This is a genomic window from Rhodoferax sp. (assembly GCF_018780565.1).
Taxonomy (GTDB): domain Bacteria; phylum Pseudomonadota; class Gammaproteobacteria; order Burkholderiales; family Burkholderiaceae_C; genus Rhodoferax.
The window spans coordinates 134,694-152,615 of sequence record NZ_JADMJN010000003.1; the positions used below are offsets into that span (position 1 = coordinate 134,694).

At 57.3% G+C, this 17,922-nt stretch carries 16 protein-coding genes; 7 read left to right on the top strand and 9 right to left on the bottom strand.

Annotated elements, in window-relative coordinates; genetic code table 11:
- Window positions 1-139 precede the first annotated feature (139 nt).
- A complete protein-coding gene (prsT, locus tag IV109_RS04600; RefSeq protein WP_296692901.1) occupies window positions 140-2,977 on the bottom strand; it encodes an XrtA/PEP-CTERM system TPR-repeat protein PrsT in 2,838 nt (945 codons plus the stop codon).
- A 163-nt stretch (window positions 2,978-3,140) separates the two neighbouring features.
- Here prsT and IV109_RS04605 point away from each other — a divergent pair, with 163 nt between their 5' ends.
- Window positions 3,141-3,932: a serine protease gene (locus tag IV109_RS04605; protein ID WP_296692905.1), complete on the top strand. Its 792-nt coding sequence runs from the start codon at window positions 3,141-3,143 to the stop codon at window positions 3,930-3,932.
- Window positions 3,933-3,942: 10 nt separating this feature from the next.
- Here IV109_RS04605 and IV109_RS04610 read toward each other — a convergent pair whose 3' ends face one another.
- The 6 genes from IV109_RS04610 to rlmJ all read right to left on the bottom strand — a co-directional run bounded on the left by IV109_RS04610 (window position 3,943) and on the right by rlmJ (window position 11,236).
- Window positions 3,943-5,184, bottom strand: a complete 1,242-nt coding sequence (locus IV109_RS04610) for a GNAT family N-acetyltransferase (protein ID WP_296692907.1) — start codon at window positions 5,182-5,184, stop codon at window positions 3,943-3,945.
- A gap of 77 nt (window positions 5,185-5,261) precedes the next feature.
- Complete coding sequence (locus IV109_RS04615; protein ID WP_296692910.1) at window positions 5,262-6,566, bottom strand: GNAT family N-acetyltransferase; 1,305 nt, start codon at window positions 6,564-6,566, stop codon at window positions 5,262-5,264.
- A 34-nt stretch (window positions 6,567-6,600) separates the two neighbouring features.
- Window positions 6,601-8,079 carry a mannose-1-phosphate guanylyltransferase/mannose-6-phosphate isomerase gene (locus IV109_RS04620; protein WP_296692913.1) on the bottom strand — a complete coding sequence of 493 codons (1,479 nt, stop codon included), beginning with the start codon at window positions 8,077-8,079 and terminating at the stop codon, window positions 6,601-6,603.
- A gap of 17 nt (window positions 8,080-8,096) precedes the next feature.
- Window positions 8,097-9,188 carry an NDP-sugar synthase gene (locus IV109_RS04625; RefSeq protein WP_296694268.1) on the bottom strand — a complete coding sequence of 364 codons (1,092 nt, stop codon included), beginning with the start codon at window positions 9,186-9,188 and terminating at the stop codon, window positions 8,097-8,099.
- An 8-nt stretch (window positions 9,189-9,196) separates the two neighbouring features.
- On the bottom strand, window positions 9,197-10,216 hold the full coding sequence (gene galE, locus IV109_RS04630) for a UDP-glucose 4-epimerase GalE (RefSeq protein WP_296692916.1): 1,020 nt from the start codon (window positions 10,214-10,216) through the stop codon (window positions 9,197-9,199).
- A 78-nt stretch (window positions 10,217-10,294) separates the two neighbouring features.
- Window positions 10,295-11,236, bottom strand: a complete 942-nt coding sequence (rlmJ, locus tag IV109_RS04635; RefSeq protein ID WP_296692917.1) for a 23S rRNA (adenine(2030)-N(6))-methyltransferase RlmJ — start codon at window positions 11,234-11,236, stop codon at window positions 10,295-10,297.
- Window positions 11,237-11,428: 192 nt separating this feature from the next.
- Between rlmJ and rplM the strand changes: the two genes are divergently transcribed.
- The 5 genes from rplM (at window position 11,429) to erpA (ending at window position 13,947) form a co-directional block, all read left to right on the top strand.
- Window positions 11,429-11,860 carry a 50S ribosomal protein L13 gene (gene rplM / locus IV109_RS04640; RefSeq protein ID WP_296692919.1) on the top strand — a complete coding sequence of 144 codons (432 nt, stop codon included), beginning with the start codon at window positions 11,429-11,431 and terminating at the stop codon, window positions 11,858-11,860.
- An 11-nt stretch (window positions 11,861-11,871) separates the two neighbouring features.
- The gene (rpsI, locus tag IV109_RS04645; RefSeq protein ID WP_296692923.1) at window positions 11,872-12,264 is read left to right on the top strand and encodes a 30S ribosomal protein S9; all 393 of its coding nucleotides are present in this window, start codon (window positions 11,872-11,874) and stop codon (window positions 12,262-12,264) included.
- A 102-nt stretch (window positions 12,265-12,366) separates the two neighbouring features.
- Window positions 12,367-13,095 carry a DUF6776 family protein gene (locus tag IV109_RS04650; protein WP_296692927.1) on the top strand — a complete coding sequence of 243 codons (729 nt, stop codon included), beginning with the start codon at window positions 12,367-12,369 and terminating at the stop codon, window positions 13,093-13,095.
- 35 nt (window positions 13,096-13,130) lie between these two features.
- Entirely contained in the window at window positions 13,131-13,526 is a 396-nt protein-coding gene (locus IV109_RS04655; protein ID WP_296692930.1) for a polymer-forming cytoskeletal protein, read from the top strand.
- A 58-nt stretch (window positions 13,527-13,584) separates the two neighbouring features.
- Window positions 13,585-13,947, top strand: a complete 363-nt coding sequence (gene erpA, locus IV109_RS04660; protein WP_296692933.1) for an iron-sulfur cluster insertion protein ErpA — start codon at window positions 13,585-13,587, stop codon at window positions 13,945-13,947.
- Between the two features lie 25 nt (window positions 13,948-13,972).
- On the opposite strand, the gene IV109_RS04665 is transcribed toward erpA, so the two are convergent.
- Window positions 13,973-15,097 carry an anhydro-N-acetylmuramic acid kinase gene (locus IV109_RS04665; protein WP_296692937.1) on the bottom strand — a complete coding sequence of 375 codons (1,125 nt, stop codon included), beginning with the start codon at window positions 15,095-15,097 and terminating at the stop codon, window positions 13,973-13,975.
- A 22-nt stretch (window positions 15,098-15,119) separates the two neighbouring features.
- The gene (locus IV109_RS04670; protein WP_296692940.1) at window positions 15,120-16,520 is read right to left on the bottom strand and encodes a M23 family metallopeptidase; all 1,401 of its coding nucleotides are present in this window, start codon (window positions 16,518-16,520) and stop codon (window positions 15,120-15,122) included.
- A 140-nt stretch (window positions 16,521-16,660) separates the two neighbouring features.
- Between IV109_RS04670 and tyrS the strand changes: the two genes are divergently transcribed.
- On the top strand, window positions 16,661-17,905 hold the full coding sequence (gene tyrS / locus IV109_RS04675; protein WP_296692945.1) for a tyrosine--tRNA ligase: 1,245 nt from the start codon (window positions 16,661-16,663) through the stop codon (window positions 17,903-17,905).
- Window positions 17,906-17,922: the final 17 nt, after the last annotated feature.

Genomic DNA, 17,922 nt, shown 5'->3' on the forward strand with positions numbered 1-17,922 from the left:
TGATCAAATTCAATAATTAAAACCATGCGAAAATCGTGCCATATTTGAAATCTTCATATGTATCAATTAGTTACGAATGCGCTTGGTAACAGGAATGATGCATTTGTAAAAAAATTCGACACAAATTGCAGGTGTGATGCTATTTCAGCGATTTCAGCAAAGCCTGGGTTTCTGCTGCACTTTCGAAGGTGCCTCCCGTTTTCAAGGCTGTTTCCAGCTCCTCCCTTGCTTCAGTTTTGCGCCCCGTTTGGGCCAAAACCACGGCCAGGTGATAACGAATATCGGGGTTGCCTGGCGCGCGCAAGCGCGCATCGCGCAGCAATTGCAAAGCGCGATCAGTCTGACCTGCTTGAAACAAGGCCCAGCCTAATGTGTCGATGGCGTTTGGATTGCCGGGATTTCTGGTGACGGCCTGTTCCGCGATCTTGACCGCGCCGGGGTCTTTGAGGCGGAGCAGGACATTGGCAAGATTGTTCAGGATCTGTCCGTCGTCAGATGTGAGCTTCAGCAGGTGCTCATAGGCTGTCCGCGCCGCCGGAAAGTTGCCACTGCGGGCATACCCATCTGCCAGTGCCCGCTGGACCGAGCCATCTTTCGGATGCGATTTCATCCATTGTTCTGCAAGTTGCAGGGCGGGTTTGCCACCGTCCTGGCTGGACAGGCTTCGAAACAAGCGTAGCAAGGTCTCTGTCGATGGCTCTGTTGTGTGGGCGCGTCGGTAGGCCTCCAGCGCGACTGCGGTCTGGCCGCGGGATTGGGCCACGTCGCCCAGCAGGCTGTAGCCAATGGCCTGTCTGGGGTTTCTTGCAGCAATATCCTTGGCGCGTTTTTCCGCTTTTGCAGGCTCTCCCTGGCGTAATTCCACTTCAGTCATCAAGGCCATGGCGGGCAAGAAATCGGGCTGGGTGGAAAGGGCCTTTTCCAGACTGTAGGCCGCACCGGCCACGTTGTTGGCCGCAAGTTGCATGACGGCGATTTGCACCTGCAAAGGCGGGTTGTATTCGGCGACGCGGGTGGCGCTGGTCAAGGTGCTTTTTGCGCTGGCGCTGTCGCCATTTGCCAATTGAGCCTTGGCATAAGCCAGCAGAACGGACAGATCATCGGGCAGCTTGCCAGAAACCTTTTTGACCGACTCCAGCGCCAGGCCGGGGCGCCCCCCACGCAAATGGAACTCCGAAAGCGCCAATCCGTAGCGAACCTCCTTGGGGCCCGCGAGATCACTGGCCTTTTCCAGCCAGCGTTGAGTTTCGGCGCCTTGACCCTGGCGATCCGACAGTGTCGCCATCTCAAACATGGCTTCCGTATTTTTCTCGTCGGTTTTGAGGATCGCTGCCAGCCGCTTTGCAGCGGCGTCATAGGCTTTGCTGGCGATTTCGATACGCGCAAGATTGATTTGAGGGGACGCGAAGCTGGCGTCAAGCTTGTTCGCCTGCTCAAAGGCTGTTCTGGCCGCCGTCAGATTGCCAGCCTGAGCGTGCGACATGCCCAACAGATTGAAAAAACTGGCGTTGGAGGCCTGTTGCCGCACAAGCCCTTCGGCTACGGCGACTGCCTTGGCGGCTTGTCCCATTCGCAAGTACAAACCAACCAGGGCGGTGCCTGCCTGGGTTTGGGTCGAGTCTTGTTTGTAGGCCGTTTCCAACTCGGCAACCCCGTTGCCCGCCTGACCGCTGCGGATCAGGCTCAAGCCGAGCACGGTACGAAGTGCCGGTGTATCTTTGGATTTCAGGGCCTGCTGCATCAGGGATGCGGCCTTGGCATGTTGTCCTTTGGACATGAGTGCCGAACCCAGCAAGGTCATCGCCTGTCCATCAGATGGGTTGGCCTTCAGGTAGGCTTCCAGCACGTCAATGGCCCGGTCGGTATTGGACTCACTGAGGTAGATCTGCGCCAGCAGTTTGGATGCCGGGGTGTTGCCTTGTTGTCTTTGGAAAATTTCAAAGAACTGCTTGGCTTTTTCCCGCTCGTTCAGTCCAAAGTGCGCCAGTCCATTGAGCATCAGCAGCTGGGTGCGATAACGGATAAATTCAATGGGCACGGGATCGATCAGTGCCGTCACTTCCTTCAAGGCGGCCATCGCCAATTCCGGCTTGTTGTCGCGTTCCGCCAAAAGTGCCTGGAGATAGGCTGCACGCGGTTCGCCGGGAGCCGTGCGTCTGAGTTCCTCTACGTCTTTGGCGGCATCGGGGTAGCGGTTGAGGTCCAGGTACAGGCCGGCTCGGGCTACGCGCGCTTCGATGTGCCCTGCATCCAGCTTGAGAGCCCGATCGTAGGCGGCCAGGGTGGCAGGAATATCGCCCGACACGTGTGCGATGGAGCCCTTTTGGTACCAGGCCTCGCCGGAGTCAGGCGCCAAAGTCAATGCCCGTTCAACGGCCGCGCTGGCCTCCTTGAATTGACGCGAGCGAATGCGTACTGGAATTTCCGCAAGCCATACGGCGGGAGACTTCGGATCAATCGTACGCGCTTCCTCAACGGCTCGCATGGCTGCCCGCAAGTCACCCAGGTCGGCGCTGGCGCTGGCCCGCAACAGCAGGAGCTGCAGTTGCGCGCTGGAGGGCAAGCCACTCAGGGCAAATTGCTGTTGCTCAAGAAGAAGCTTGTGTTTGCCCTGGGCCAGAAAGGCCTGTCCCAGGGGAATCACCACCTCAGCGCGGTTCACACCCAGGCGCAAGGCTTCGGTGAAGGCCACCTCTGCGGATGCCACCTCGCCGTTCTGGAGCAGGGCTTTGCCGAGCAGCATTTGCACGGGCAACATGTTCTTGTCGATCTGCAACGCATTTTTTAACTGAATGATGGCGCCATTGATGTCTTTCTTCTCATACCGAACCAGGGCATCCTCATAGTATTTGGAGGCCTTGGCGTCTGCCGCCCAGGTTTGCTGATTCGCAAGCGCGCCAAGCGACGTCAGCAGTACAAATGTGAGGGCGCGCAGCTTGTGAGGGTTGGAAAACCAGGAGGGGGTGATTTCAGGCATGTAAGGCTCGGGCAGGGCGGATGTGCCTTCAATGGTAGCGCATGTAGAAAAGTCGGCAACGTCATCGAAAACCTGGAATGATGATGCCTTATTCAAGTCATCGGTGCCAAACGCCGCATAATTGAATGGCGCGCAAAGTACTTACCACGTAGGGAGTTTCAACATGAAGAATGGGCTGGTTTCTTTCGTTCTGGCTGTTGTTGCCATGCTTGTTGCCGGACCGACCAGGGCAGACTTGGCTGGCACGATCGGCAAGGTCAAGGGCGCTGTGGTGATTGTGGGCACCTTCAAGAGCACCAACAGTCCACGCTTTTCGCTCAGAGGTACCGGCTTTGTGGTCAGTCACGGCAATCTGGGCACGGGGAATCTGGTGGTCACCAATGCACATGTCTTGCAGCAGCCCGCCGAGGAGGATGTGGACGCCGCTCTGGTTGTGCAGATTCGAACGGGGCAAAACGAGTTGCAAATGCGGCCCGTGACGGTGCTTGAAGTGGATAAGCTGCATGATCTGGCCTTGCTGCGGTTTGAAGGCCCTGCGGTGACCTCGTTCACGGTGCGAGACTCGGGATCGGTTCAGGAGGGGCAGGCCATCGCTTTCATGGGTTTTCCCATCGGGGGGGCGTTAGGATTTTCTCCGGTGACGCATCGGGGAATGATCTCCTCCATTGCGGCGGCGGCGTTGCCAACGCCGACTGCCCAGCAACTCAACGAAAAGACCATACGCAGCCTTCGTGGGGGCGCCAGCTTCAATGTATTTCAGCTCGATGGAACCGCCTACCCGGGCAATAGCGGGGGTCCATTGTTCGACCCGGAGACGGGTGAGGTCCTGGGCGTTGTCAATATGGTGTTCATCAAGGGAACCCGCGAGTCGGCCCTGACCAACCCGTCCGGGATCAGCTACGCCATACCGTCACGGCATGTTCTGGAGCTATTGAAACGGGGCAAAGGCAACTGAGCGCTCGCTATCAATGCGTCCCATCCAGCAGGAACTGGGTGGCATTATCGAGGTCGTCATGGGTCGTGCCCGCCTTCAGTGCGCCAACCAGTTTGCGCCAGGGTAAATCGGGTTCTGCCAGTTTGAAGCCATAGAAGCCGGAGCTCCCATTGTGTTTGCCGCGCATGACCATGGCTTTCATGACCGATCGTTCCTCGCTCCCCAAGTGAATGTTGACCTCGCCCCAAACGCCGGTCGGCAAAGGGTCTTTGGAGTGGGCCAGAAAACCGTCGTCCGACAACTCCACCACGCGCAGTGACTGAACCGGACTGTTTTCGGTGCCGATGGCGCAGAAGCTGCCCGGGCATTTGAGCGAGTAGCGCTGGTGCTTGCGCTGGCGGTTGCGAAAGCTCGACTCTGAAAAAACCACCGGCAATACCCGCTTGTACCCAGGCAGGTTGTAGATGGAGTGCAGCAGTCCCCGCTCTCTCTCGGACAGCTGATGAAATGTCTGGGTGCGGAGGTTGAAAAAATGATCCAGCAGATCGGCGGTCATGACCGGATCGTTGGTTGTGAAATAGCGCCTGCTGGGCATCACAATGTTGCGCAGCTTGGTTCGCATGAAGTACAGGTAGAGATTTTTTCGCCGGGGTTTTTTGCCGTAGACCTGCTTGAAAATCCCGGGAGACAGATGCAGGTCAACCGATGCACCCACGGCCGGTGCACCGTTGGCGAAGTCGTAGTGCTCCACCGAATTTTCTACCAGCCGCTCAAAGAACAACAGGGATTCGTACATCTCGATCCGGTTGGGGTTGACGGCAATCACCAGATGGCGTGTATCGAAAAAAGTGGTGCAATACTCGTACATGAACTTCATCAGGGGAAACAGGATGGAGCCTCCTGTTTTCCTGAATTTCGGATGGACGGCCAGCGCCGATACTTCGGCGATGTTTCCGCTCTTCTCCCGAACACCATGCAGGTTGAAAATGGACTGCAAGGGAAAGCCAAAAACGCTTTCGCGGATCAGGGAGAGTGTGCCGACCACTTCGCCATCAAATTTGGCGCACAAGGTCGTGGTGGTGGGTAACGCGTGGTAAATGGTGACGCGCATGCCCGATGGGTCTGGCTGCATGAAACCACTGCTGACATAAGCATCATGAAGCAGGGTGAAGCACGCTTCCAGTTCCTCTTTCGTTTCGGCGATCTTGAGGACCAGGCGCGGATCGGGCTTCGGGTCGCAATCCACAAATGACCGGTAAACCGCAAATCTCAAGGAACGAGGGAAAAACGAGAAGACCTTGCGAAGGGATTGGTGCAAGAATCTTCTTGCGCCTGAAGCGCTGAATTTATTCATTCGGTCAGGAAGCGGGTAGCGTATTCAAGGTCGTCATGGGTGGTGCCGGATTGAAGCGCATTGACAAATTTTGTCCAGGACAAATCGGGCTCGGCCAGCTTGAATCCAAAGGACCCCTGGAACCCGTTGGCCTTGTTGCGAACGACCATGACTTTGACAGTTGATCTTTCGGTTTTTCCCAGTTGAATGCTGGCTTCGCCCCAGGTATGGAGTGGCAGGGCGACTCGCGACAAGGCTTGAAAACCATATTCGGACAGTTCAACGATCTTGAGTTTGTAGATCTCGTGCTTGCCGGCGACGTCGACGTGCAGGATGCCGGGGCATTTGACCGAGTAACGCTGGTGTTTGCGAAGAGGATGCTGGCTGACAGACTCTGCAGGAATAGTGGGCAAAACGCTTCGGTACGCTGCCAGGTTGTAGATCGATTGCAGCAGGCTCTTTTTCCGAGTGTCAAGCTTGGCGAAAACCTGGGTTCGTTGATTGAAAAAGTAATCCAGCAGGTCCGCCGTCATGACCGGATCGTTGGTTGTGTAGTAGCGTCGGTTGGGGAGAACAATATTGGGCAGGACCGTTTTGATGAAGTAGTTATGCAGGTTTCGCCGCAGTTTTTTCCCGCCATACACCTGCTCAAAGATATCCGGTGCGCGGTACAAATCAAGCGATGCACCGACAGCGGGAGCGCCGTTGGCGAAATCATAGTTCGCGACCGAGCTTTCGGTCAGTCGCTCAAAGAACAATAAAGATTCGTACATTTCAATCCGGTTCGGATTGACGGCGATGACCAGATGGCGGGTGTCAAAGAAGGTCGTGCAATAGTCATACATGAACTTCATCAGGGGAAAAAGAATGGCTCCACCGGTTTTTCGGAATTTCGGGTGTACAGCCAGTGCCGACACCTCCGCAATATTGCCGCGATGGGAGCGCACTTGATTCAGATCAAAAATAGCTTGCAACGGGAAGCCAAAAACGCTTTCACGAATCAGTGACATGGTGCCCACCACCTCGCCATCGAACTTGGCACAGAGTGTGGTGGTGGTTGGCAGTGCGTGGTAGATGGTTACCCGCATGCCGGACGGATCGGGCTGCATGAAGCCACTGCTCACGTAGGCATCGTGCAACAGTTTGAAGCAGGCTTCCAGTTCTTCCCGGGTCTCGGCGATTTTCAGAACCAGTCGTGGATCCGGATTGGGGTCGCAATCAACGAACGAGCGGTAAATCGCAAAGCGGGCGGCGCGCGGCAGAAATGAAAAGACCTTGCGCAAGCCCTGATGCAAAGCTTTTCTCGCTTCAGAATTTTTCATGTCTGCTCCCTTTCAACAGCGGGATCACCAGGGTCTAACGCCCGTATACATCCTCAAACCGAACGATATCGTCCTCACCCAAATAGGAGCCCGACTGTACCTCAATCATCTCCAGTGCCACACGCCCTGGATTTTCAAGTCGATGGGTTGTTCCCAGGGGGATGAAGGTGGACTCATTCTCCGACAACAGGAAGGTGGTATCGCCTCGCGTTACCTTCGCAGTGCCACTGACCACAATCCAGTGTTCGGCCCGGTGATGGTGCATCTGCAGGGACAGGGTGGCACCGGGTTTGACCACAATGCGCTTGACCTGAAAACGTTCGCCGTTGTCGACGCTGTCGTACCAGCCCCAGGGGCGAAATACCTTGCGGTGCAATTGCCCTTCGGAGCGGCCTGATTTTTTGAGTTGGTCGACGATCTTCTTGACGTCCTGGGTTTTGTCCTTGTGTGCGACCAAAATCGCGTCAGCAGTTTCAACCACCACCAAATCACTGACGCCCACGCAGGCAATCAGGCGATTTTCCGAAAAGGCGAGCGTGTCCCGGCAGTCTTGCAGCAATACATCGCCGTGGAAAACATTGCCGTGGGCATCTTTGGGCAGCACTTGCCAAAGGGCATCCCAGGCCCCGACATCGGACCAGCCTGCGGACAGGGGAATCACCACGCCCGGGGGCAAGGCCTTGGTGGCTGAGTCGGAAACGGCCGCATGGGCCGTCATGCGCTCCATCACTGCATAGTCGATGGAGTCGCTGGGGCACTTGGCAAAGGCGTCCTTGCCAACACGAACAAACTCACCGTCTGCAGAACCTTGGTCCCATGCGGTTTGACAGGCCGCCAGGATATCGGGGCGGCATGCGCCAATGGCAGTCAGCCAGACGGAGGCGTGCATCATGAACAGGCCGCTGTTCCAGAGGTAAGAGCCTTCATCCAGATAGGCCTGTGCCGTGGTCAGGTCGGGTTTTTCCACAAACCGCGCGATCAGTTTCGCTGCATTGGGGCTGTTTGAATCTGTGCTGCCTTTGTAAGCAAGGCCGGACTGTATGTAGCCATAGCCGGTCTCCGGGGCATCAGGGGTGATGCCAAAGGTAACCACAGCGCCCATGGCTGCCAGTGCAGCACCCTGACCCACAACGCGGCGAAACGCCGCAGCGTCGGTGATGACGTGATCGGCGGGCATCACCAGCAGGATCGGATCCGCACCGTTTTTCATAGCGGACAATGCAGCCAGTGTGAGGGCTGGGGCCGTATTTCTTCCGGCTGGTTCGAGCACGATGGTGCCCGGTTTCCCCATCAGGCGCAGTTGTTCTGCGATCACGAAGCGGTATTCCTCGTTACTCACGACCATGGGAGGTGCCAACTCTGCGCCAGCAATGCCCTCTACCCGTCGCACGGTCGCTTGCAGCAAAGAGTCTTCCCCAATCAATGGCAGCAACTGCTTGGGATATTTTTCGCGGGACAGGGGCCAAAGGCGTGTGCCGGAGCCGCCAGACAGGACAACGGGTTGGATCAACATGGTGTGCTCAATTTCTTTCAGGCCCTGGCGTCGCCCCAGCGCAGTTGGGCGGTGTCATCACCGCGGTAAAGGGTGTCGCCGTGGCGGTCAACACAGTATTCGGGCGAGACAATCATCTCGCTGAAACGCATATCGGCGGCGATGCGGGTGTACTCAAACAGAATGCTGCGTACCACTTTGGCGCCGGTGCGGATATGGCTGCCATGCCCGATCCAGGCCGGCCCGGTGATGGTGGCGCCGGGTTCAATGCGCACGCTCGAACCAATGTAGACCGGACCTTCGATCTTGACCTTGTCCCAGGGGATGGAGGTGTTGAGTCCCACCCAAATCCCCGGTTTGACCTGGCGCCCGGGCATGTTCATCTGGTCAACTTCGCCCCGCAGCACACGCTGCAACACCGACCAGTAATCGCTTACCCGGCCGATGTCGATCCAGTTGAAAGGTCGGTTCTGGGCATAAAAGGGCAGGTCGCGTGACACCAGTTGTGGAAACAACTGCGAGCCGATGTCATAGACCTTGCCGGAGGGAACCAGATCCAGTGCAGCTGGCTCAAAAATATAAATGCCGGTGCTGGCCAGTGTTGATTTAGCCTCCGCAGGTGCCGGTTTTTCCTGGAAAGACTGGATGCGGCCATCGGGGGCTGCGACCACGATGCCATAGTTCTGCACATCAGCCAGGGGCACATCCAGTGCCACCACACTGGCAATGGCACCCTTGGCCTTGTGCTCGGCCACAGCGGCGGTGATGTCCAGGTCGATCAGGGCGTCGCCGCACAGCACCAGTGTGGTTTCATCAAAGAAGCCACTGAAATCCTGGATGCGCCGCATGCCCCCAGCCGAGCCCATGGGGCGGGGCAGGATGTCGCCATGATCGCGGATGCCTTCGTAGGAATAGCCAATTTGCACGCCCCAGCGCCGACCGTCACCAAAGTACTCTTCAATCTTGTGATGGTGCCAGGCGACGTTGACCATGATCTCGGTGATGCCGTGGCGTGCGAGGTGCTCGATCAGGTATTCCATCACCGGTTTGCCCAAGATAGGCACCATCGGTTTGGGCAGGTCCCGTGTCAGGGGGCGCACCCGGGTTCCTTGCCCGGCTGCCAGAATCATCCCTTTTGTCATTCCTCGTTTACTCCGTACCCATTGGGATTTGCACTTTGCCAGCGCCAGGCATCGGCGCACATGACGTTGAGATCGCGTTCGGCGCGCCATTGCAACAGATTGGCAGCGCGTGTGGGTTCAGCGTAACACGAGGCAATATCTCCGGCCCGGCGTTGCGCGACTTTGTAGGGGACTGCTTTGCCAGAGGCCTTCTCAAACGCCCGAACCATGTCCAGAACGCTATAGCCAACGCCTGTGCCCAGATTGACTTCGATGCACTGCGGCGCGTCTTGCAGCCGCTTCAGGGCTTTGAGGTGGCCCAATGCCAGGTCAACCACATGGATGTAGTCGCGCACCCCGGTGCCGTCGGGCGTGGGGTAATCGTTGCCCCATATATTGAGGAATTCACGGCGTCCGACCGCCACCTGGGCAACGAAGGGCAGCAGGTTGTTTGGCGTACCCTGAGGATCTTCGCCGATGAGACCGCTGCTGTGCGCACCGACCGGGTTGAAATAACGCAGGATGCCGATGCGCCAGGATGGGTCGCTGCGGTAGAGGTCGCGCAGCATGTCCTCAATCACCAGCTTGGTTTTGCCGTAGGGGTTGGTGGCCGACAGGGGGTGGTCTTCAGTCAGGGGCAGGCGTTGCGGGTCGCCGTAGACCGTGGCGGACGAACTGAAAACCAGGGTTTTGACACCGCACTCGCCCATCGCTTCCAGCAGGCGCAGGGTGCCTGTGACATTGTTGTCGTAGTAGTCAAGGGGCTGCTCGACCGACTCGCCCACCGCTTTGAGGCCGGCGAAGTGAATAACCGCCTTGGCGCCGCTTTGCCGAATGGCGCCGACCAGTGCCGTACGGTCTCGAATGTCGCCGCGGATGATGTGGGGCTTTTTGCCGGTGATCTGCTCCACGCGGGCAAGTGACTCGGGCTGGCTGTTGCTGAAGTTGTCAAATACGGTGACTTCAAGTCCGGCATTGAGCAGTTCAACGCAGGTGTGAGAACCGATATAGCCAGCGCCGCCAGTGACAAGAATCATCGGAATTTATCCAGGTTTCAAAGTAGCGGCAAGTTTATCGCTGCTTTGTGACGATGTCGGGGTGCTGGCGCACCAGACTCAGCCGCCTGACTCCACGGTGGATGTTGCGTGCTGATCCTGGGCAAGCATGCTTGCCAATTGTGGCAAGGCGAGTTGCAGTGCGGCCTTCAGTGTATGAGGGGGATTGATGACGAACATGCCGCTTGCGGGCAGGCCGGGGCGTATCACCTCGCCGGACTCATCGGAAGTCAATTTGCTGGACTTCACGGTCAACGTAGCGTTCAGCCAGCTTTTCCCGGCTTTGTTGGCCAGGGTTTTCAATTTGCGCGGCACATCATGGGCTTCGGGCCGTGGAATGATGGGGTACCACACGACATAGGTGCCGGTGGAAAACCGGACCAGCGAATCAGCAACCATGGCGACAACGCGGGCGTAATCGTTCTTGATCTCGTAACTGGGGTCACTCAGTACCAGTGCCCGGCGCGCGGGTGGCGGCAGGAATTTCTTGAGACCTTCAAAGCCGTCCTCTCGCAGCACGGCGACCTGTCGCCCGGCCTGCAGCTGGGCAATGTTGGCGGACAGTGTTTTGGAATCCGTAGGATGGATTTCAAACAGTTTGAGCTTGTCGCGCTCGCCCAGCAGGCGTTGAATGATGAAAGGCGAGCCTGGATAAACCTTGTGGCTTCCCTTGTTGTTGAAGCTGGCAACCAGGTCCAGATAGTCCTGAATGATGGGCGCCAGGGCAACTGCTGCTGGTTTGCTGGCATCGGGGGCCTTTTTGGCGGGAGCAGCGGGCGGCTTGTCCTTTGAGGCGAGAAGCTGCAATATGCCACCCGCCGCCTCGCCACTGGTTTCGGCATAGTCGCCGTCCAGGCGGTACAGGCCGGCGCCAGCATGGGTGTCAAAAACCGTGAGAGCCGTGTCTTTTTGCAGCAAATGCCGCAAAATCGCAATCAGCACTGTGTGTTTGAGGACGTCGGCATGGTTGCCGGCATGGAAGGCGTGGCGATAACTAAACATGCCTCTATATTAACGAAGCGTATCGCTTTCTTGGCGTATTTTGGACTTGTGAGCCAAATTTCGTATAATGGAGAGCTTCGCAGCGCTTTTGTGGCTCCGCGGCGAAGCCAGATCCCCACCTAAGAGATTCCCATCAGAGGAAAACCGACCGTGGAAAAGAGCCCGACAAACCTTCTTTCAAAGAGAAAACTCATGACCAAGACCTTCAGCGCAAAACCCGCTGACGTGGTGCACGAGTGGTTTGTGATTGACGCGACCGATAAGGTCCTCGGACGAGTAGCCAGCGAAGTTGCTCTCCGTTTGCGCGGCAAACACAAGGCCATTTACACGCCTCACGTCGATACCGGTGACTTCATCGTCATCATCAACGCAGCCCAGCTGCGCGTCACCGGCGCCAAGCCGTTGGACAAAGTGTATTACAGCCACTCCGGTTACCCTGGTGGCATTTCTGCCATTAACTTCCGTGACATGCAGTCGCGTTTCCCTGGCCGCGCTTTGGAAAAAGCCGTCAAGGGCATGCTGCCTAAAGGCCCTCTGGGCTACGCCATGATCAAGAAGCTCAAGGTGTACGGTGGTGCCGAGCACCCCCACACTGCCCAGCAACCCAAAGTGTTGGAAATTTAAGGAGCCTTGAAATGATTGGTGAATGGAACAATGGTACCGGCCGTCGCAAATCAAGCGTCGCCCGCGTATTCCTGAAAAAAGGCTCCGGCCAGATCGTGGTCAACGGCAAAGACATCCAAAAATTCTTTGGCCGTCAAACCTCGATCATGATTTGCAAGCAGCCCCTGTTTTTGACGAACCACGCTGAGACATTTGACATCATGGTCAATGTCGCTGGCGGTGGCGAGTCTGGCCAGGCTGGTGCAGTGCGCCACGGCATTACCCGTGCCCTGATTGACTACGATGCAACGCTCAAGTCCGAGCTGAGCAAAGCAGGCTTCGTGACGCGTGATGCACGTGAAGTCGAGCGTAAGAAGGTCGGCTTCCACGGTGCGCGTCGTCGCAAGCAGTTCAGCAAGCGTTAATTTCGCCACCTGTACTGCCGCAACGAATTGTTGCAAAACAACAGCCGCCGGAATGCAAATTCCGGCGGCTGTTTGCATTTCGACTGATAGACTTGCGACCCCATGCGACTACGTCTGCTTTTTCGCCGTCTCACTGTCAGTGCCCCCCGCATGGCGGTTCGCAGTGCCTTGCCCTGGCCTTTCCGTTGGGCTGTGCTGGCAATTGTCTTTGGGTTTTGTGCGGCGATTGGCTTGTGGGCCTTTGAGTTCGGCAAGGATATTGCCGGCCTGGACAGGGGGTTCAAAGAGGAACTGTTGCATGCGCGGTCAGAACTTCTGGCATTGCGCGGGGAGATTTTGACCCTGAAGGAAGAGCGTGACAAAGCGCAGTCCATTGCCAACACCGCTGGCACTTTGCTGACCTCGGAAAAAGTGGCTCAGGAAAAACTGGCCGCTCAGAACCGGCAGTTGGAGATCGACAACAGAAGCTTGAAGGACGACTTGGGCTTTTTTGAGAAACTGATTCCAGCCGCAGGGGTTGAGGGGCTTGCCATACGCGGCTTGCAGGCCGAAGTCGTGAATGGGCGGGAAGTAAAATGGCAGGTTCTGGTCATTCAGGCCAGTCGGAATGCGTCTGAATTCAGCGGGCGACTTGAGTTGAGCTTTACCGGCCTTCTGAATGGCAAGCCCTGGACTGGGGTCTTGCCGGGGGGCGCCCAGGGGCTCAAGTTAAAACAATATGGTCGAGTTGAAGGTGTGTTTGAGTTGCCACCACAAGTCCTGATCAAGGGGGTTACCGCCAAAGTCCTGGATGGGGCGGTTACCAAAGCTGTGCAATCCATCAAGCTATAGTCCGACGCTTGGTTCAACGTATACAAGGTATCGACGTGTTCAATAAAAAGAAACAACCACCCATTCGAAGCCTGATTGCAGAAGGCAGCCAGATTGATGGAGATTTCAGGTTCGTCGATGGCTTGCGGATTGATGGTGCGGTGACGGGCGTTGTATGTGCGAATCCTGATATGCCGAGCATTCTGGTGATTTCGGAAACGGCCACGGTGACCGGTGAAATCCACGCCGACCACATCATCATCAACGGCACGGTCAAGGGCCCTGTGTATGCCAATGCCATGCTGGAACTGCAACCCAAGGCGCGTATCCAGGGCGATGTGCATTACACGGCGCTGGAAATGCACCAGGGAGCGATCATTGCCGGGCAGTTGCGCCCAATGCTGGGTGACGAGGAAAAGCCCACACTGAAACTGGCGGCAAATAACGGCTAGCTGAATTGTTGAGCGAATTGCTGTACTATTGCCATAGCCAAATTAAACGGAGTAATCCATGAGCGCCGTCGCAGAAAATATTCAGTCAGAAATGCCAAGTCCCATCTTGTTCACGGACAGTGCTGCCGCCAAAGTGGCAGATCTGATCGCTGAAGAGGGCAATCCGGAGTTGAAACTGCGCGTTTTTGTGCAGGGCGGTGGTTGTTCGGGCTTTCAATATGGTTTCACATTTGATGAAATCACCAACGAAGACGATACAACGATGACCAAGAATGGCGTGTCCTTGTTGATTGACGCAATGAGCTATCAGTACCTTGTGGGTGCGGAAATCGACTACAAGGAAGATTTGCAAGGTGCACAGTTTGTGATCAAGAACCCCAACGCAACCACCACGTGCGGTTGCGGTTCAAGTTTTTCCTGAAAAAATCTTCAAGGTGTCGACCTCCTCAGGCGGGGTAGATGGCACCAAGTATGCGGGCGCCTCGGGCGCCCGTTACTTTTTCAAGGCTTGATGTCTCGCGTCGCGTGGTTTGGCGGGCCAGCCATGCAAATGCAGCGGCCTCAACCTGCAAGGGCGGCAAACCATAAGCTTCTGATGAGCAGACTTGCATCGAAGGCAGAAGCGCCTGCAGTCGCTGCATCAAATAGCCATTGAAGGCACCTCCGCCACAAACAATCAGTTCTTTGCTGGCCAGGGCGTAGCGTTGGATGCTTTGGGCGCATGCGCTGGCTGTCAACTCCGTCAGAGTGGCCTGAACGTCGGCCGGCGCAAGGTGAGCAAAAGGTCCAAGCCTGTCTGCAAGCCAGTCCGGATTGAACAAGTCTCGCCCCGTGCTTTTGGGTGCTGGTTGATTGAAGTAGGGTTCGCTGAGAAGCGCCTGCAGCAATCCTTCATGAATCTTTCCGGTGGCAGCCCAGTCACCGTTGGTGTCATAGGACCGCTTGAGATGGCGTTGGCACCAGGCGTCCATCAGGGCATTGCCCGGACCGCAGTCAAAGCCAAGCACGTCGTTCATTGACCCGGATCCCAGCACCGTGAGGTTTGAGATACCGCCGACATTGAGCGTTGCGATGGTTTCTCCGGGCCTGCCAAAGACCGACTGGTGGAACGCTGGCACCAGTGGCGCCCCCTGTCCGCCGGCCGCAACATCGCGGCTGCGAAAATCAGCCACGATGTCAATGGCGGTCAGTTCGGCCAGCAAAGCAGGACTGTTCAGCTGCAGGGTGTAACCGGTGCCGTCGAATGCCTGTGGGCGGTGACGCACCGTCTGTCCATGGGCGCCGATGGCCGTCACGGCGTTGCTACCCAGTTTGGATTGCTCCAGCAGTCTGGCCACGACTTGGGCATATACGCGCACCAGTGCGTTCGACGCTAGAGCGGCGCGATGCAGTTCATTGGTGCCGGGACTGTTGAGGGCCAGCAGTTCCTGGCGCAAATCATCAGAAAATGGCGCACCGGCGTAAGCCATGACCGCCAGAGGTGCTTTGGAAAAATCAACCAGAACGCCATCTACCCCATCCAGCGAGGTGCCAGACATCAGGCCAATGAAGAGCTCGGACACGCCAGACATGTCGTCTCACTGGCCTGTTGGCTTACTGGGCGGTGCTTTGCTGCATGGATGCAGCCGCCGAGAACGCAATCCTGGTGGTCGCGGCGACCCGGTCAAACATCGGCCTGGAGGCCGTGCTCACCGGTACGGCTTCACTTTGCCGCGCAATCGTCAAGGGGTCGTGGTGTTGCCCATTGACACGGAATTCAAAATGCAGATGTGGACCGGTTGCCCAGCCCGTGGAGCCGACTGCCCCGATGTTCTGGCTTTGGCTCACGGTCTGGCCTTTGCGCACATTGATGCGGCTCAAGTGCGCGTACACGGTGGTGTGGTGGTTACGGTGGCTCACAAAAACCACGTTGCCGAATCCATTCTGGACCCCCGCAAATTCGACCACGCCATCACCGATGCTTCGTACCGGGGTACCGGTTGGCGCAGCGTAATCGACGCCCAGATGAGCCCGCCAGGTTTGCAGAATGGGGTGAAAGCGCATCTTGAAGCCGCTGCTGACCCGGGAGAATTCCATGGGCGAAGCCAGGTAGGCCCGACGAAGGCTCTGGCCGTCCAGTGTGTAGTAACCGCCTTTGCTGCGAGCGTCAGTGGCACGCGCGCCCTCGGCTGGCTGGGCGCCGCCCGCGACCGGTTCCTGGAACCACATGGCCTGAAAGGTCTTGCCGCTGTTGACAAATTCTGCGCTCAATACCCGTCCGGCACGAAGCGGTTCACCATCACCTTCCAACGTTTCATAGACGACAGAAAAACGGTCGCCCTTGCGCAGAGCCCGGTGGAAATCGATGTCGCTGGAAAAGATCTCTGCCACCTGAATGGCGATCGCGTCCGGAATCTTGGCGTCGTCAGTGGCTGCGAACAGGGAGGTCTGTATGGTGCCGCCGGCCAACCGGGTGGAGGCTGTCAAGGGTGCAGACTCGACTCGCGACTGAAAGCCCTGCGGGGTTTTCTCAACGACGAGTCGCTTGAAGTTGCCATCGTCTTCGGGGCTCCAACGGGCGCTGAGTTTGAGAAGGCTGTTGTTGTCACTGGTCTCTGCCGTCACGCTGCGCCCGCCTCGACCCAGCAGGACCTGACGGATCGTTGCATCGGAGCGCATGAAGGCTGCTCCCGCAGGATCGTCCACGCCCATGCGCTTGAGCAGGCTGTCTGCCGTGTCGCTGGAGCGGGTGATTTCGGAGCGGTAAAGCGTGAATGCTGGCTTGTCCAGCGCATCGCCTGCGAGGTTCAGCGGCAGTGCCTGCACCGACTCCAGCACTTCGCGTACGGTCAAGTCCGAGGGATCTGGCGCAAACGAGGCCACCGCAAATGACCCACCGCCGCCGCCCAACAGCAAAGCTGCAACGACAGCTGATACACGTTTGGGATGTTTTTTGGTGACCCGGCTTGCAAAGGCTACAAAAGAAGTTCCAGCGGTAACGAGGCCATTGATCAAAAGAAGGATTCCAACTTAGAGTTATGAGGTGCGCAGGGACCGGATACAGGAGTGACTGAGACGAAGCCACTTAAAATCCAGCGAAAAGGCGGAGCCCGAGTATAACTTCGTCGAACTCCGTCGCATCGAGAAAAACCCTTATGAATCAAGCCTTGGCTCCTAAATTTCCTGTAACAGACCGTGTCCGGGAGGCACTGGCGGTATCCCTTCGTGGTTGCGAGGAGCTGATTCCCCAGGAAGACTGGGTCAAGAAGCTGGCCCGTTCGGAGGCGACCGGAGTTCCCCTGCGCATCAAACTGGGGTTGGACCCGACAGCGCCGGACATCCATATTGGCCACACGGTGGTGCTCAACAAGATGCGGCAGTTGCAGGATCTGGGGCACACCGTCATTTTCCTGATTGGTGATTTCACCACTCTGATAGGTGACCCGTCGGGGCGCAACACCACCCGTCCACCGCTGACCCGCGAGCAGATCGAAATCAATGCGCAGACCTATTACCGGCAGGCCTCCATGGTGCTGGACGCCACAAGAACGGAAATTCGCTACAACAGCGAATGGGGTGACACGCTGGGCTCGCGCGGCATGATCGAGCTGGCCGCGCGCTATACCGTGGCGCGCATGATGGAGCGCAACGATTTTCATGACCGCTTCAAGGCCGGCACGCCGATCAGCGTGCATGAGTTCCTGTACCCGCTCATGCAGGGCTATGACAGTGTGGCGCTCAAAAGCGATCTGGAGCTGGGCGGAACGGATCAGAAATTCAACTTGTTAGTGGGTCGTCACTTGCAGGCGGAATACGGACAGGAGCCGCAGTGTATTTTGACCATGCCCTTGCTCGAAGGATTGGACGGCGTTGAAAAAATGTCGAAAAGCAAGAACAACTACATCGGTATCTCGGAAGACGCCAACACCATGTTTGCCAAGGTGCTGAGCATCTCGGACGTCTTGATGTGGCGCTGGTACACGCTGTTGAGCTTCAAGAGCGAAGCCGAGATCGCCGCGCTCAAGGCTGAAGTGGATGCTGGCCGCAATCCCAAAGATGCCAAAGTGGCGCTGGCCAAGGAGATCACTGCAAGGTTTCACTCGGCGGCCGCGGCGGATGCGGCCGAGCAGGACTTTGTCAACCGGAGCAAGGGGGGGGTGCCTGAGGATATCCCTGACGTATCGCTGCCCCTGGCTGACGGCGGTGCCCCGCTGGGTATCGGTGCCCTGTTGAAGATGGCCGGGCTGGCCGCCTCCAGCGGTGAGGGCAATCGCCTGATTGACGGCGGCGGCGTACGGGTGGATTCCGGCGTGGTCAGCGACAAAGGCCTCAAGCTGGGGGCTGGGACCTATGTGGTGCAGGTGGGTAAACGCAAGTTTGCCCGGGTTACGGTGGCCTGAGACCGAGGGATCGTCGA

Bases quoted from the DNA above. Each gene is read 5' to 3' on its own strand.
- tyrS (WP_296692945.1), top strand. From the start codon at position 16,661: ATGAATCAAGCCTTGGCTCCTAAATTTCCTGTAACAGACCGTGTCCGG.
- IV109_RS04605 (WP_296692905.1), top strand. From the start codon at position 3,141: ATGAAGAATGGGCTGGTTTCTTTCGTTCTGGCTGTTGTTGCCATGCTT.
- rplM (WP_296692919.1), top strand. From the start codon at position 11,429: ATGACCAAGACCTTCAGCGCAAAACCCGCTGACGTGGTGCACGAGTGG.
- rpsI (WP_296692923.1), top strand. From the start codon at position 11,872: ATGATTGGTGAATGGAACAATGGTACCGGCCGTCGCAAATCAAGCGTC.
- IV109_RS04650 (WP_296692927.1), top strand. From the start codon at position 12,367: ATGCGACTACGTCTGCTTTTTCGCCGTCTCACTGTCAGTGCCCCCCGC.
- prsT (WP_296692901.1), bottom strand. From the start codon at position 2,977: ATGCCTGAAATCACCCCCTCCTGGTTTTCCAACCCTCACAAGCTGCGC.
- IV109_RS04615 (WP_296692910.1), bottom strand. From the start codon at position 6,566: ATGAAAAATTCTGAAGCGAGAAAAGCTTTGCATCAGGGCTTGCGCAAG.
- IV109_RS04620 (WP_296692913.1), bottom strand. From the start codon at position 8,079: ATGTTGATCCAACCCGTTGTCCTGTCTGGCGGCTCCGGCACACGCCTT.
- IV109_RS04625 (WP_296694268.1), bottom strand. From the start codon at position 9,188: ATGATTCTGGCAGCCGGGCAAGGAACCCGGGTGCGCCCCCTGACACGG.
- IV109_RS04665 (WP_296692937.1), bottom strand. From the start codon at position 15,097: ATGTCTGGCGTGTCCGAGCTCTTCATTGGCCTGATGTCTGGCACCTCG.
- rlmJ (WP_296692917.1), bottom strand. From the start codon at position 11,236: ATGTTTAGTTATCGCCACGCCTTCCATGCCGGCAACCATGCCGACGTC.
- erpA (WP_296692933.1), top strand. From the start codon at position 13,585: ATGAGCGCCGTCGCAGAAAATATTCAGTCAGAAATGCCAAGTCCCATC.
- galE (WP_296692916.1), bottom strand. From the start codon at position 10,216: ATGATTCTTGTCACTGGCGGCGCTGGCTATATCGGTTCTCACACCTGC.